The organism is Neisseria sp. P0021.S007 (assembly GCF_051956855.1).
The window spans coordinates 385,642-400,230 of the sequence record NZ_JBQCXA010000001.1; the positions used below are offsets into that span (position 1 = coordinate 385,642).

At 44.2% G+C, this 14,589-nt stretch carries 13 protein-coding genes, 1 tRNA gene and 1 pseudogene; 13 read left to right on the forward strand and 2 right to left on the reverse strand.

Annotated elements, in window-relative coordinates:
- Positions 1-105: 105 nt before the first annotated feature.
- Positions 106-182, forward strand: a tRNA-Pro gene (locus ACTHUR_RS01840).
- Between the two features lie 154 nt (positions 183-336).
- On the opposite strand, the pseudogene ACTHUR_RS01845 reads toward ACTHUR_RS01840, so the two are convergent.
- Positions 337-873, reverse strand: a pseudogene (locus tag ACTHUR_RS01845) (formate/nitrite transporter family protein); the annotation flags it as partial.
- Between the two features lie 71 nt (positions 874-944).
- Positions 945-1,379, reverse strand: coding sequence for an acyl-CoA thioester hydrolase YciA (gene yciA / locus ACTHUR_RS01850; protein ID WP_004520760.1), 435 nt, complete (start codon positions 1,377-1,379; stop codon positions 945-947).
- A 124-nt stretch (positions 1,380-1,503) separates the two neighbouring features.
- Between yciA and pip the strand changes: the two genes are divergently transcribed.
- From pip to cas1c, 12 genes are all read left to right on the forward strand, one after another.
- Positions 1,504-2,433, forward strand: coding sequence for a prolyl aminopeptidase (pip, locus tag ACTHUR_RS01855; protein WP_004520759.1), 930 nt, complete (start codon positions 1,504-1,506; stop codon positions 2,431-2,433).
- Between the two features lie 120 nt (positions 2,434-2,553).
- Positions 2,554-4,842, forward strand: a complete 2,289-nt coding sequence (locus ACTHUR_RS01860) for a CRISPR-associated helicase/endonuclease Cas3 (protein WP_070695383.1) — start codon at positions 2,554-2,556, stop codon at positions 4,840-4,842.
- Between the two features lie 79 nt (positions 4,843-4,921).
- Positions 4,922-5,950: a nucleoid-associated protein gene (locus ACTHUR_RS01865; RefSeq protein WP_070625752.1), complete on the forward strand. Its 1,029-nt coding sequence runs from the start codon at positions 4,922-4,924 to the stop codon at positions 5,948-5,950.
- A 1-nt stretch (position 5,951) separates the two neighbouring features.
- A complete protein-coding gene (gapS4a, locus tag ACTHUR_RS01870) occupies positions 5,952-6,890 on the forward strand; it encodes a GapS4a family protein (protein ID WP_070625750.1) in 939 nt (312 codons plus the stop codon).
- A gap of 3 nt (positions 6,891-6,893) precedes the next feature.
- The gene (gene gapS4b, locus ACTHUR_RS01875; RefSeq protein WP_070695385.1) at positions 6,894-8,027 is read left to right on the forward strand and encodes a GapS4b family protein; all 1,134 of its coding nucleotides are present in this window, start codon (positions 6,894-6,896) and stop codon (positions 8,025-8,027) included.
- Between the two features lie 160 nt (positions 8,028-8,187).
- Positions 8,188-8,865 (forward strand): type I-C CRISPR-associated protein Cas5c, encoded by a 678-nt coding sequence (cas5c, locus tag ACTHUR_RS01880; RefSeq protein ID WP_070625746.1) that lies wholly within the window; start codon positions 8,188-8,190, stop codon positions 8,863-8,865.
- Positions 8,862-10,646: a type I-C CRISPR-associated protein Cas8c/Csd1 gene (gene cas8c / locus ACTHUR_RS01885; protein ID WP_150540506.1), complete on the forward strand. Its 1,785-nt coding sequence runs from the start codon at positions 8,862-8,864 to the stop codon at positions 10,644-10,646. Before cas5c ends, cas8c begins: the two co-directional genes overlap by 4 nt.
- Positions 10,647-10,657: 11 nt before the next feature.
- Positions 10,658-11,524 carry a type I-C CRISPR-associated protein Cas7/Csd2 gene (gene cas7c, locus ACTHUR_RS01890; RefSeq protein WP_070625742.1) on the forward strand — a complete coding sequence of 289 codons (867 nt, stop codon included), beginning with the start codon at positions 10,658-10,660 and terminating at the stop codon, positions 11,522-11,524.
- Positions 11,525-11,539: 15 nt separating this feature from the next.
- Positions 11,540-12,190 (forward strand): CRISPR-associated protein Cas4, encoded by a 651-nt coding sequence (cas4, locus tag ACTHUR_RS01895; RefSeq protein ID WP_070625740.1) that lies wholly within the window; start codon positions 11,540-11,542, stop codon positions 12,188-12,190.
- 116 nt (positions 12,191-12,306) lie between these two features.
- Positions 12,307-12,666 carry a hypothetical protein gene (locus ACTHUR_RS01900; protein WP_070625737.1) on the forward strand — a complete coding sequence of 120 codons (360 nt, stop codon included), beginning with the start codon at positions 12,307-12,309 and terminating at the stop codon, positions 12,664-12,666.
- 151 nt (positions 12,667-12,817) lie between these two features.
- Positions 12,818-13,441, forward strand: coding sequence for a hypothetical protein (locus ACTHUR_RS01905; protein WP_070625733.1), 624 nt, complete (start codon positions 12,818-12,820; stop codon positions 13,439-13,441).
- A gap of 60 nt (positions 13,442-13,501) precedes the next feature.
- On the forward strand, positions 13,502-14,515 hold the full coding sequence (cas1c, locus tag ACTHUR_RS01910) for a type I-C CRISPR-associated endonuclease Cas1c (RefSeq protein WP_070625731.1): 1,014 nt from the start codon (positions 13,502-13,504) through the stop codon (positions 14,513-14,515).
- Positions 14,516-14,589 lie beyond the last annotated feature (74 nt).

The following is a 14,589-nucleotide window of genomic DNA, read 5'->3' on the forward strand; positions in this document are numbered from 1 at the left end:
TTTTGTTTACAAATAATTTAAATGTTTTCAAACGAGTAAATTTCCCTTTCTAAAAAGCACTTGTCAAAATCAGCGTTTGAAACTAGAATTCACAGCTTATCGAGTCGGAGTGTGGCGCAGTCTGGTAGCGCACTTGCATGGGGTGCAAGGGGTCGAAGGTTCGAATCCTTTCACTCCGACCAAAAAATTGGAAAGAGTCGTTTTAAAAACGGCTCTTTTTTCGTTTGGATGATTTATCTGAATAATGTGTCCGAATGGATTTTAAAACTTAATACCAATGCCGTCTGAAACAAAACCTGCTTTCTCAAAGCAGGTTTTGTTGTTTCTAAAGCAGGGCTATTCGGCACTATCTTTCAGCGTGTCTTTATAAGTATAAAGATAAGACGCGCCGACAAAGGATGCACCACCGACGACATTGCCCAAGAATACGGGAATCATGTTAAAGAAAAATTGCCCCCATGTGATGTTTGCGCCTGCCAGAATACCCGCTGGGATAACGAACATATTGGCGACAAGGTGTTGGAAGCCGTTTAATACGAAAATCATGACGGGGAACCAAATGGCCAGCATTCGTCCGGTTGTGTTTTTAGCGGCAAAATGCAGCCACGCGCCCATGCAGACCATCCAGTTACATGCTACTGCCGATACAAAAGCGCGGCCGAAATCCATATGGACTTTTGCCTCCGCCACAGCAATGGTTTTTTCTGCCATGCTGCCTTCAATCATACCGACATAGTACCCAAGGAAAAAAGCCATTGCCAGTGTGCCCACCAAATTGCCCATGCAGACGATAACCCAGTTGCGCAGCAGCATTTTGGAGGAAATCCGTCCGGCCAATCTGCCTAAAGACATGATCATCATATTGCTGGTTACATTTTGCTTCTGTATGAAAAAAGGCCGTCTGAACATTGAGGTTTCAGACGGCCTTGTTTTGATTTTTAAACTTACAAATGTGCCAGCTTTGCATTGCCTTCGCGAGGAATAGGGCGCGGATTGCCTTGTGCATCGATAGCGACGTAAGTGAACACGGCTTCGGTGACCAGTTGGCGGTCTTCCGTTACCATATCGTTCATCAAAGTCTTAACCCATACCTCGATTTTCAGTTGCAAAGAAGTATTGCCTACGCGGACACAATGACCGTAGCAGCACACGACGTTGCCGACCTTTACCGGTCTGATGAAATTCATTTCTTGAACGGCTACGGTTACAATTCGTCCCTGTGCGATTTCTGCCGCCAAAATACCGCCGCCTAGATCCATTTGCGACATAATCCAGCCGCCGAAGATATCCTGATTAGGGTTGGTATCGCGCGGCATGGCTACCGTACGCAATAAAAGTTGTCCTTCGGGTGCCGCATGTGTTTGTTTGTTGTCAGTCATAAATAATCCTGTCAAAAAAGTGCTATTTTACGCCATTTGTGGCGATAAACCTATGTAGGCCGTCTGAAAAATCAGCAGGTAAAGTGTTACAATCAACCTATTCATCAGACAAAGGAGAAAGCTCATGCATCCGATTCAAGAACCACGAAATAGCGGCCTTTTGCGCGTATCCGACATTCACGAAATCTACTGGGAAGAGTCAGGCAATCCTGATGGCCACCCCGTGATTTTCCTGCATGGCGGCCCCGGAGCAGGCGCATCACCGGCCTGTCGCGGCTTTTTCAACCCAGAGCATTTCCGCATCGTCATCATTGATCAACGCGGTTGCGGACGCTCTAAACCGTATGCCTGTATTGAAGACAACACCACATGGGATTTGGTTGCCGATATTGAAAAAGTACGCGAAATGCTCGGCATTCAAAAATGGCTGGTTTTCGGCGGCTCATGGGGCAGCACCTTGTCGCTGACTTATGCCGAAACCCATCCCGATCGCGTCAGCGGCTTAGTTTTGCGCGGTATTTTCCTGTGCAGGCCGTCTGAAATGGCATGGTTGAACGAAGCAGGTGGCGTAAGCCAAATTTATCCGGCTCAATGGCAAAAATTCATTGCCCCCGTAGCCGAAAACAAACGCCAAGCCCTAATTAAAGCCTACCATGAAATGCTGTTCAGCGAAGATGAAGCTACGCGCCTCAAAGCAGCTAAATCATGGGCAGATTGGGAAAGCTACCTTATTCGGTTTGAACCTAAAGACGTAGATGAAGACCCGCAAGCCTCCCTTGCCATCGCAAGAATGGAAAACCATTACTTCGTGAACGAAGGTTGGTTGCAGGGCGATAAAGCTATCTTGGCAAACATCGACAAAATCCGCCATATCCCAACCATCATCGTCCAAGGCCGCTACGACCTATGCACCCCGATGCAAAGCGCGTGGGAACTCTCGCAAGCCTTCCCAGAAGCGGAATTGAGAATCGTCCAAGCAGGCCACTCTTCTTTTGATCCTTCGCTTTCCGAGGCTTTAGTGAAAGCAGTGGAGGATATTAGAAGTAAGTTATAAAGGTAATAAATGACAATGCCGTCTGAAAAAGTTTCAGACGGCATTTTTTCTATTTACATATTAAATTTAATATCATATTATCATTGCATGATATCAGTTTGAATTTTTTAGAATTTCAATATGAAACCCTTAATTTACTACGCCCATTCCGCGCAAGATAAACTCGGTAATCTCTTACCTTATGAACGTTGGCAAACCTTGCAAAGCCATTTGGTCAATGTTGGGGAAATAGCGGCGGAGTTTGCTCGGGTATTCGGGGCGCAGGAAATTGCCTACCAGACGGGACAGCTTCATGACTTAGGGAAATATTCGGAACCCTTTAATCACCGATTGCATGGTGGCCCATCAGTCGATCATGCTACTGCCGGAGCCAAAGTTGCCATCGAGCGTTGGGGAAATGTTATCGGCAAGCTGATGGCGTTTTGCATTGCGGGGCATCATGCCGGGCTGGCAAATGGAAATGGCGAAGGCGATAACCGCCGCACGTTAAAACAGCGTTTGGCGTTGCAGTTCGGCGCAGATATTCCCACCCTCGATAACCTATGGCAACAAGAAATCAAGCTCCCTCAAAACCTGTCCGCCCCACCACTCAAAGCCGATGCGCATCATCCTTTTTTCTCCTACGCCTTCTTTACCCGAATGCTCTATTCCTGTTTAGTGGATGCCGATTATCTCGATACCGAAGCCTTTTATTTAAACCTAGAAAACAACGCCGTCGAGCGCGGCGGTTATCCCGATTTAAACGCCTTACAACACAATTTCAATCAATTTATCAACGCTTTCCGACGACGTGTCGCCCAAGCTTCAGAGCAAACCGAAGCTGAAAAACGCAATGCCGCCTTAAACCGCCTGCGCAGCGAAATTCTCGATCATGCCGTAGAACAAGCGGCACAACCGCAAGGGCTGTTCACGCTCACCGTGCCGACCGGCGGCGGCAAAACTTTCACTTCCATGGCATTTGCGCTGGAATACGCCAAACGGCACGGTATGCGGCGCGTGATTTACGTCATCCCGTTCACCAGCATCATCGAACAAAATGCCGCTGAATTCCGCAAAGCCTTTGGCGAATTGGGCGAACAAGCCGTGTTGGAACACCACAGCACCTTCGACGATGGCAAACTGCAAAATGAGGCCACCAAAGACAAATTGCGACTTGCCTCGGAAAACTGGGACGCGCCGATTGTCGTGACCACTGCCGTGCAATTCTTTGAATCCCTCTTTGCCGACCGCTCCTCGCGCTGCCGCAAGCTGCACAACATCGCAGGCTCCGTCATCATCCTCGACGAAGCGCAAATGCTGCCGCTCAATCTGTTGCTGCCTATCATGCAAGCCATCAAAGAATTGGCGCAAAACTACCGCTGCAGCGTCGTCATGTGCACCGCCACCCAGCCAGCCGTGCAAGCCGAAAACGGCTTCTATCGCGGCTTTGAAAACGTGCGCGAAATAGCCCCAAAACCGACCGCACTTTTCGACAAACTGCGCCGCACCAGCGTGCAACACATTGGCACACAAACCGACGCCGACCTGCTCGCCAAACTTGGCGAACACCCGCAAATGCTCGTCATCGTCAATAACCGCCGCCACGCCCGCAGCCTCTACGACCAAGCCAAATACCTTGAGGGCACATTCCACCTGACTACCTTAATGTGCGCCAAACACCGTAGCCAAAAGCTCGATGAAATCCGAGGCCGTCTGAAAAACGGCAAACCCTGCCGCGTTATCGCCACCTCCTTAATCGAAGCCGGCGTTGATGTGGATTTTCCGCTGGTGATGCGCGCTGAGGCAGGCTTGGACAGCGTCGCCCAAGCCGCCGGACGCTGCAACCGCGAAGGCAAAAGGCCGTCTGAAAACAGTTTTGTCTGGATATTCGCGCCCGAAGAACAATGGAAAGCCCCTCCAGAACTTGCAGCCCAAGCAGCCGTCATGCGTCTGACCGCCGACAGCTTTTCAGACGATCTCTTATCTACCCAAGCCGTCGCCGCCTACTTCGCCGAGCTTTATCAATTAAAAGGCAGCGAACTGGACAATAAAAAAATCCTGAAAATGCACAACGATGCAGGGCAAAGCCTCGATTTCCCATTCCAAACCATCGCCGACAAGTTCCGCATGATCGAAAGCCATATGCAGCCGCTGATTATTCCGTTCGATGTTGATGCCGAAAACCTCATTAGCAGCCTGCACCACGCCGACCACATTGGCGGACTGCTACGCAAATTGCAACCCTACACCGTCCAAATCCCCGAAAAAGCCCTCGCCGCTTTGTATAAAGCGGGACGTATCGAACCGATTAACGAGAAAAACTTCGGCAAACAGTTTTATACGCTGATTGGACTTGATTTGTATGATGATGTGGCGGGGCTTTCTTGGGAGGATACAGCGTTTTTGAAGGGAGAGAGTTTGGTGTTTTGATTAACTTAACAGCTTTAGAAAAAAAATATTGCATTCTCCTAAAAGTAGGAAGATAATTGACTCGTAATGAAAATTACGAGTGATTGGTGGAGATAAGATAATGACTGAGAAATTTGATTTAAGTGAAGCAAAAGTTGAAAAAGTAATTGTTCATAAAATAGGGAATCAGTTCAGAGATGAAGGTATGCAGTTATCAGATGCTGAACTAGAAAGCCACTCAGCGTTAGATGAACTTTTATTAAAACATTTTCTTCTTCCTGTTTTAAGGAGTGAAAATGAATATACTCTAACTCATGAATCTAATATCAATCTTAATTTAGTTAAGCATTATACATCGCTGATATTTGAAGATAATGAAAATTTCTTTAATGCTTCTTTGGCTATAGCAAAACATTTATATATTTGCTCATCTCACCCAAATATTGGCGGAGGAGAATTTATTGAAATATTATTTACTGGAATAAAATATGCTGAACAATATATTCAGGCTATTGGCTTATTTAGAATTGAGACCAAAAACAGTTATTTAGATATTGAAAATCACAATGGAATCATTGAGATTATTAAACGAGATGGTATTGCTATCGATTCTATTCAAAAAGGCGCTGTAATTTTATCTATTGAAGATATTACTTTTATTATTGATAGCTTAGGAAAGAAAACCAAATATTGGTTAGAGTCATTTATAAAAGCAACTCCTAAAAATACTCCTAAAAAATATACACAAATAATCGGTGGCATTAGTGCTGCAATTTCCAAGAAAATTACGAATCCAGAAAATATTTTGAAATTTTCAGAATCTTTAGCAAATGAAGATTCATTCTCAATTAATCAGTTAAAAAAAATATCTAGTAATTTTCTTCGTGAAGAAGATATTAATTCTATTGTAGATGGATTTGGTATTAAACATGGGGTTGATTTAGATGTGGATTTTTCAGTTGATAAATCAAGACTATCAAAATATATCAAAGTAATATCAAAGAAAATTCCGTTATTAGATGGCATAGAAATTGTGATTTCAAATCCTAATACAAAAATTATGTCATTTGAAGTTCAAAAGACTGATTTTGGTTATAAAGCAATCGTTGATATTAAAGAAGGAAAATAATATGGCAGGTGAAATTTCAAAAAAATCTGGTGATATTGGTGAGAAGATTGCTGAAAAATTGTTAGAGAAAATAGGGTGGAAAGAACAAATTCATAATATTTCGATTGCATGCTCTGATGATAATCATGTAAATAGTTCAGGAAATCAAAAGAAAAGTCATGGAGAGGATATAATATATTTATATGATACTCCATTTCATGATGATACGACGGTTATAGCTCATATTTCTGTTAAACATAAAATGGAAGGATATGGAACTAGTGAGTCTGCTGTTACTAGCGAATTCAGGAGTCATATTAAAGGGCTTGAGGAAATTATTGCATGTGCAAAGTATGATGAAGAATTCAATTCATTGATTGGGCTGACTACCATCAAAAAGAATCGAAAAGATATTGGGATACTGATTTGGTTACATAGTAATAAAAATGAAATTGATCGAAGCATTTTGCCTATTATTGCAAAGTCTAGACCAGATTTAAAGGGCGATACCCCCTATTATATTATAGATAGCGCTAGAGCAAGCTTTCTTTTAAAAGTAATAAATGATTTAGAAAAACGATCTAATAAAGGAGAGTATCAATTTTATTATCCTAAGATCGGAACTTCTATTTCAGTTGAATCAGATAGAAAAGGTCATTTTTTACCTATAGAGTTAATTGTTTCAGATATTATACCAGTTATTGTTTCAGCAGATAGTCAAAATCAATTTTACTTATATAGTAGGGAAAGTTTCAGCGATATAGCGTATAAAAATCTTATGGCCTATGCTTTAAATTTTTCTGCTGGCTTAGTTGCAAAAATTTATATTGGATTTCCTGATTACAATTCGGTCATCAATAAAGATATGGCTAAAATGATTCGTTCTTTATTTAAAGATAGAAGAGAAGAGATCATTCCTTTTTCTTACAATAGTTCAATTTTAGATTTGCTTCAGGAGTAAACAATGGAAAATAAATTAGATCTAAAAGGTTTGATTCCATCTGGAAATGAATTACGAGTTCTTCTCAATAGCAAACATATTTCTGAAGGTGAAATAAATAATACCTTAAAAAATAAAGGTGTATTTTGTGGGAATGGTGATAAAATTTTTTCTGTTCCCCTTCTTGTCGCTACACTGTTAACATCAAATGAATACTCTAATATTATTGATAAATCAATTGCAAGAAATTTAAAGCCTAAAAGTAAAATTTCAAAATTAGAGTTGTCTAATGAAGATGCAAATTGGAAAGAACCTTTAAAAAATTTATTTTCTTCTGATTTTGATATTTTTCAAGATATTCCTAATATTGAAATAAATACTAAACCAAAACTTACATTTATTGGAGCTAATAAAGCTAAAATTCAATACGAGATAAAGAGAAAAGATTTTAGTAAAGATTTTTTGAATAGAGAGCTTGATTTTTCTGGAGAAATTATTATTGAAAAGCAAAATGATGGAATTAGCTTAGAATCTATTTATACTCATACATCTAGTGAGACCGAACTCATAAACCGTAGGCTTGGTATTGCGATCGCGAAAGAACTAAGACAATCAGGTGTTACTAACAGTGATGTAGAAGAGAGAATTACTTTTGATAGTTTTAAAGATATAGAAAGAGTTAAGTTTTTCAAAAGATTAACAGGTGGATTAGGAGAATATTTAAAATTAGATAATGTGAATGAAATAGTTATTAGTAGGGAAGGTTCGAAAACCCTACTACCTAATGATCCTAAAGTCTCTTGGATGAATAACACAGTTACATTAATGAAAATTGATGGAAATAGGCTACATGATATCTTTTTAATGTCAGATGAAATATATTATAAGTATTACTATATTCATAATATGCTTGTAACCTATAAGTATTCTGGTGCTTCAAACTCAGGAACCTTGAAAATATGTTTTTTCTTTAGTTCGTCGTCAAGAAAAAAATTATCATTTGATAAAGATGCTGAACTTACTTTTGTGATAGCAGGATCTAACTATGAAAATCAGCCAACTGCTTCGAGCAGAAAGAATATTGAAAATGATATATCAGAGAAAATTAGAACAATGATTAAAACTGAATATCAGAAGATATTAAGTGAAAGAACATAACTAAATTATAATCTTCTATTTTTTAACATTTAAATATGGTTTATCGAAAATAATTTATAGTATCGTATTCTTAAAATACGTGTATTGAAACTAAAGCTGATAGGTTATCAGTATTAAAAAAATCAGCCGCCTTCGGGCGGCTGTGTGTTAAGGAGTTTGTATGGCAAACCAAATCCGCCTACACATTTGGGGCGATTATGCCTGTTTTACCCGTCCGGAGATGAAGGTGGAGCGGGTGTCTTATGATGTCATCACACCGTCGGCGGCGCGCGGGATTTTGGCGGCGGTGCATTGGAAGCCGGCGATTCGGTGGGTGATAGACAAGATTTATGTGTTGAAGCCGATTCGGTTTGAGTCGGTGCGGCGCAATGAGTTAGGTGGCAAGATTTCGGCGGGCAAGGTCAGCGGCGCGATGAAGCGTAAGAGCGTTGCCGATTTATATACGCTGATTGAAGACGACCGCCAGCAGCGCGCGGCGACGGTGCTCAAAGACGTGGCTTATGTGATTGAAGCTCATGCGGTGCTGACGGCAAAAGCGGGGGCGGATGAGACTGTTACCAAGCATATTGAGATGTTCAAACGCCGTGCGAAAAAAGGGCAATGCTTTCAGCAGCCTTGTTTGGGCGTGCGTGAATTCCCTGCCGATTTTGCGTTGATTGACGAGGGCGAGTCGCTGCCGCCGTCGGCATTATTGGAAAGCGAGGCAAGCCGCGATTTGGGCTGGATGCTGCACGATATTGATTTTGACCACGGCAACACACCACATTTTTTCCGCGCACAAATGAAAGACGGCGTGATTGATGTGCCGCCGTTTTACGCCGAGGAGGTGAAAGCATGATTCTTGCGTCCCTTGCCCGCTATTACCGCCGTTTGGCAGCGGAAACCGATGAAATGGGCAACCCGAAAGTGCCGCCTTATGGCTTTAGCGAGGAAAAAATCGGCTGGATTTTGGTATTGGACAAAGAAGGCCGTCTGAAAACCGTTGTGCCGAATCTGACAGCTGATAAAAAGCCGCAACCGAAGCTGATGAGCGTGCCTCAATCCTTCAAACGCCCAGGTACTACACCCAAGCCATTTTTTCTGTGGGATAAAACTTCTTATGCGCTTGGCGTTGAAGCTAATAAAAACAAAGCCGAAGCGAAAGAAAAACCGTTTACGTCGTCTGAAAAAACCTTTGATGCCTTTAAGCAATACCATCTCGATTTACTGCAAAACAGCGAAGATGAAGGCTTGCAAGCCTTGTGCCGTTTTCTGCAAAACTGGCAGCCTGCACATTTTGCTACCGAAAATCTGCCTGCCGAAATGCTCGATGCCAACATCGCATTTTCTCTTGAAAAACCGACCACACTTATCCATAAACGTGAAGCTGCGCAAACCTTGTGGGCAGGCTGCCTGAAAAGTGACGAAGCGCTTGAGGGCTTGTGCCTGATTAGCGGCGACACTGCCCCGATTGCGCGGCTGCATCCGGCGATTAAAGGCGTATTTGGCGGGCAAAGCTCCGGCGGTTCGATTATCTCGTTTAACAAAGAAGCCTTTGCCTCTTTTGGCAAGGAGCAAGGCGCAAATGCGCCCGTTTCCGAACAATCCGCCTTTGCCTACACCACCGCGCTGAACTATCTGTTGCGCCGCGAAAATAATCACTGCCTGACCATCGGCGACGCCAGCACGGTTTTTTGGGCGGAAGCGGACGATAGCGCTACGGCGCAGGCTGCCGAAGGCTTTTTCGCGCACGTGTTCACGCCGCCGGATGATGAACAAGAAAGCGCCAAAGTTTTCAACGTATTGAAACAAATAAGTAACAAAGGTCGCCCGCTGCAAGAAATTGCGCCCGAACTCTCTCCCAATACCCGTTTTTATATCTTAGGGCTTGCCCCTAATGCCGCGCGGATTTCTGTTCGGTTTTGGCTGGATACGACCTTTGGGCAGTTGGCGGAAAATTTGGCGCAGCATTGGCAAGATTTAGCCATTGAGCCTTGCGCATGGAAAACGCCGCCGTCTATTTGGCGACTCTTATTGCAAACTGCCGTGCTAGGCAAAAGCGAAAATATCTCACCCGTTTTAGCAGGAGAAATGACTCGCGCCGTGATTTGCGGCACGCCGTACCCTTTGAGTTTACTGTCGCAACTGATTACCCGAATCCGTGCCGACGGCGACGTGAACGGCCTGCGCGTGGCAATGATGAAAGCCGTATTGGAGCGGCGTTTTAGAAAAAGTTTTATCGAAGAAGGAGTTCCTATGAGTTTGAACAATGAAAGTCCGAATCGCGCCTATCTTTTAGGGCGGCTGTTTGCCGTGTTGGAGCGCATTCAATATCAGGCGTTGGGCGAATTAAACGCCGGTATCGCCGACCGCTATTACGGCTCTGCATCTGCCGTGCCGTTTTCGGTTTTTCCGCGCCTTTTGTCGGGTGCAAAACACCATTTATCGCGCTTGCGTAAAGACAAAGCCGGCATGGCGGTGAATTTGGATAAAGATTTGGGCAAAATCATTGCCAAACTGCCCGAAACCTTTCCGCGCCATTTGAGCATTGACGAGCAAGGCCGCTTCGCCATCGGCTATTACCATCAAAAACAAAGCTATTTTGCTAAAAAAGAAACCGCTGAAACCATTGAAAACTAAGGAGCCAGAAAATGTCTGCCATTCAAAACCGCTATGAATTTGTTTACTTTTTTGATGTTACCAACGGCAACCCCAACGGCGATCCCGATGCGGGCAATATGCCGCGCCTTGATCCCGAATCCAGTAAAGGCTTGGTAACCGATGTCTGCCTGAAACGAAAAATCCGTAATTTTGTCGAAATCAGCAGCGAAAACGAAGCCGGTTACGAAATCTACGTGAAAGAAAAAAGCGTGTTAAACCTGCAAAACAAACGCGCTTATGAAGCACTAGGCATTGAATCTGAACCCAAAAAACTGCCCAAAGACGAAGCCAAAGCCCGCGACATTACCGCGTGGATGTGCAAAAACTTCTTCGATATCCGCACCTTCGGCGCCGTGATGACCACCGAAGTCAACAGCGGACAAGTGCGCGGCCCTGTACAACTGGCGTTCGCCCAATCCATCGACCCGATTGTGCCGCTGGAAGTTTCCATCACCCGCATGGCGGTAACCAACGAAAAAGACTTGGAAAAAGAACGCACCATGGGGCGCAAATACATCGTCCCTTACGCGCTCTACCGCGTGCACGGCTTTATCTCCGCCAACCTTGCCGCCAAAACCGGTTTTTCAGACGACGACTTAGCCAAACTCTGGCAAGCCCTGACGCTGATGTTTGAACACGACCGCTCCGCCGCTCGTGGTGAAATGGCGGCGCGCAAACTGATTGTTTTTAAACACGACAGTGCACTCGGCAGCCAGCCTGCACATAAACTGTTTGACGCCGTGAAAGTCGAACGCGTGAACGGCGAATCAGGTACGCCAGCGAGCGGTTTTGGCGATTACAAAATCAGCGTGCTTTCAGACGGCTTAAATGGCGTGAGTGTGGAAGAGTTGCTTTAAAAAACGTTCAAAAAAATGACCGCACTTTTAACCAAAACCCAAGGGGAAAATCAGGACACTAGCCTGATTCCCCTTTCTGCCTTGCAACACTATGCCTTCTGCCCGCGTCAATGTGCGTTGATTCACAACGAGCAGGCGTGGGCGGAGAATTATTTGACCGCGCAGGGCAAGGCGTTGCATGAGCGGGTGGATTCGGGCGAGCCGGAAACGCGCAAGGGCGTACGCTTTGAGCGGACGGTGCATGTGTCGGCGGAGAAACTGGGCATCAGCGGCGTATTGGATTTGGTGGAAGTGGATACGAAAACAGGCCGTCTGAAACCCGTGGAATACAAACGCGGCAAGCCAAAACCCGACCCGATGGATGAAATCCAGCTTTGCGCCCAAGGCTTGTGCCTAGAAGAAATGACGGGGCAAACCGTCTCTGAGGGCGCATTGTGGTATATGCAAACCCGCCACCGCGTCCCTGTCGCGTTTTCAGATGACCTACGCGCCCAAACACTCGCCACCATCGCTGCCGTGCGTGAACTTCTAAACAGCGGACAAACCCCGCCACCCGACTACGGCAAACGCTGCAAAGCCTGCTCGCTGGTGGAGATTTGCCAGCCGGAGTTATTGGGGAAACGGGATAGGAGCGTGGGGTATGTGGAGAGGTTGTTTGGGGAGTAATATTTTATTTGAAAAAAAATTATTACGTTAATTAACTTGAATCTTCTAAATTAATCGCAATTTCTGAAGACGAGTAATCATGCTCAATTGTAATTACACATTTTAAGGAGTCGTAAATGACAAGAAATATAGAACATCAATTTAGCAATCTATCTGATGTTGGTGAAAAACTAGAGTTAGAAAATCCTACTGTAGAGAATGTCGTAGATATTTTAGTGGATATTGGACATGATGACCGAGTTTATACTTTTCATGATGACTTTCTCGGGTTAAAAAGCGGTTTGCCACAAGACTTATTGTCGAAACATATCGACGAGCTTGAAGAAGGTGATTTTGCAGATAGATATTCAGATGAAATTGATGAAATACTGGATAATGCAAATATAATATTTTATCACCTTGAACGAGAGCTTAGTGAAGATGATTTAGAGGAAATACGAGAAGAAAGAGAAAGACTGGGTTTAGAAGACGATTAGTATACTTGTTGTTATAGAATAGATTCAATACATACAGGTTGGGTTATGCTGTTTTACCCAACCTGCTAACCTCAGGGCATATTTAATATTATTTAATTCTGAATAATATTCTATTGAAGTTTCAAGATATCCAAGATATCTAAGGAAAAACATGACACAAAAAAATGATTTTAAAAATGCTAATTTTTATGGGAATACACAAATAGTTAATGGTGATGTTCATAATGTACATACTCAAGATGCACCAGATTTAATAAATGAAAAGAAAATAGCTACATACACCCCAGAACCAATTTGGAGAAGTCCCATTACGATGGCTTGGCTGACATGGGCTAGTTTTCTGATTTCTTTAGCAGGGCTATTACCTATTTATAATTGTATAGTTAAACCCATATTATATTTAGTAAATGGTAAAACTATAATACAAAGTGAAATAAATAATACTTATATATTTATTTTAATAGCTATTGCTGTATTATTTCTTATCACCATTACATTACGCAGAATTACTAAGTATCAAACTAGATACCCATTAGTTTTTAATTATGCTATTAGCGGTATGGGGCATCGTTTAAGTCTAGAGAAAATTAGTATTTCTCAATGTCCACAGTGCGGTGGAGAAATGAAATATTATAATAAGCCAATCGAGTGGGAGAATATACGTTATTCTGATGGTAGCAAGAAAAGAAGGGTAACAAGAACTACGCCAGCATTAGAGTGTAAAAGAAATTGTGAGCATTGGTATAAAGTTGATCCGGCAGAAGATAAAATCTAATTTTTAGCTAGCCCCCCCGTTTAACCCCAAAAGCACGGTCAAAACCTAAGGAGTTTTCCCATGCGCAAACTGCAAAACACGCTGTATATCACCACCCAAGGCAGCTATCTGCATAAGGAGCGGGAGACGCTGGTGGTGGCGCAGGAGCGTAAGAAGGTGGCGCAGTTGCCGGTGCATTCTATTGGGCATATTTTCTGTTTTGGCAATGTGCTGGTATCGCCGTTTTTGTTAGGGTTTTGCGGTGAAAATAATGTGAATTTGGCGTTTTTTACCGAAAACGGACGTTATTTGGGGCGGCTTCAGGGGCGGCAAAGCGGCAATGTGCTACTGCGTCGGGCGCAGTATCGGGGGTCGGAGCAAAATCCTGTGCCGATTGCGCGCAATATCATTGCGGCGAAGATTCAGGCGAGCAAGCGGGTGCTTCAGCGGCAGATTCGCAATTACGGCGAGAATGCGGCGATTCAAAGTGCGGTCGATGCTTTGAACATTTCGCTGTGGCAGTTGAAGGGCGTGGCGGAGCTGGACGTGGTGCGCGGTATTGAGGGCGATGCGGCGGCGCGTTATTTCGGCGTATTTGGGCAGCTTTTGAGCGAAAAAAGCGGTTTTTCTTTTGACGGACGCAACCGCCGTCCGCCTAGAGACGGGGTGAATGCGCTGTTGTCGTTTGTGTACAGTCTGTTGGGCAAGGACATCAGCGGCGCGCTGCAAGGTGTGGGGCTGGATCCGCAGGTGGGCTTTTTGCACGCCGACCGCCCGGGGCGCGACAGTTTGGCGCAGGATATTTTGGAAGAATTCCGCGCGTGGTGGGCAGACAGGCTGGTGTTGTCGCTGATTAACCGCGGGCAAATCAAACCGCAGGATTTTGTTACCGAGGCAAGCGGCGCGGTGAGCTTGAAAGCGGAGGCGCGTAAGCTGCTGTTCCAAGCCTTGCAGGCGAAAAAGCAGGAGAAAATAGTTCATCCGTTTTTAGGCGAGGAAGTGGAAATTGGGCTGCTGCCGTATATTCAGGCAATGTTGTTGGCACGGCACTTACGCGGAGATTTGGCGGAATACCCGCCGTTTTTGATGAGATAGGTTTGCAGGCCGTCTGAAAACGGATCGGATATTTTCAGACGGCCTTTAAAGCAGCCTGTATATGGGAATACAAA

Excerpts from the sequence above, each read along its gene's own strand:
- gapS4a (WP_070625750.1), top strand. The coding sequence starts at position 5,952 with ATGGCAGGTGAAATTTCAAAAAAATCTGGTGATATTGGTGAGAAGATT.
- gapS4b (WP_070695385.1), top strand. The coding sequence starts at position 6,894 with ATGGAAAATAAATTAGATCTAAAAGGTTTGATTCCATCTGGAAATGAA.
- cas5c (WP_070625746.1), top strand. The coding sequence starts at position 8,188 with ATGGCAAACCAAATCCGCCTACACATTTGGGGCGATTATGCCTGTTTT.
- cas1c (WP_070625731.1), top strand. The coding sequence starts at position 13,502 with ATGCGCAAACTGCAAAACACGCTGTATATCACCACCCAAGGCAGCTAT.
- pip (WP_004520759.1), top strand. The coding sequence starts at position 1,504 with ATGCATCCGATTCAAGAACCACGAAATAGCGGCCTTTTGCGCGTATCC.
- ACTHUR_RS01900 (WP_070625737.1), top strand. The coding sequence starts at position 12,307 with ATGACAAGAAATATAGAACATCAATTTAGCAATCTATCTGATGTTGGT.
- yciA (WP_004520760.1), bottom strand. The coding sequence starts at position 1,379 with ATGACTGACAACAAACAAACACATGCGGCACCCGAAGGACAACTTTTA.
- cas4 (WP_070625740.1), top strand. The coding sequence starts at position 11,540 with ATGACCGCACTTTTAACCAAAACCCAAGGGGAAAATCAGGACACTAGC.
- ACTHUR_RS01905 (WP_070625733.1), top strand. The coding sequence starts at position 12,818 with ATGACACAAAAAAATGATTTTAAAAATGCTAATTTTTATGGGAATACA.
- cas8c (WP_150540506.1), top strand. The coding sequence starts at position 8,862 with ATGATTCTTGCGTCCCTTGCCCGCTATTACCGCCGTTTGGCAGCGGAA.
- cas7c (WP_070625742.1), top strand. The coding sequence starts at position 10,658 with ATGTCTGCCATTCAAAACCGCTATGAATTTGTTTACTTTTTTGATGTT.
- ACTHUR_RS01860 (WP_070695383.1), top strand. The coding sequence starts at position 2,554 with ATGAAACCCTTAATTTACTACGCCCATTCCGCGCAAGATAAACTCGGT.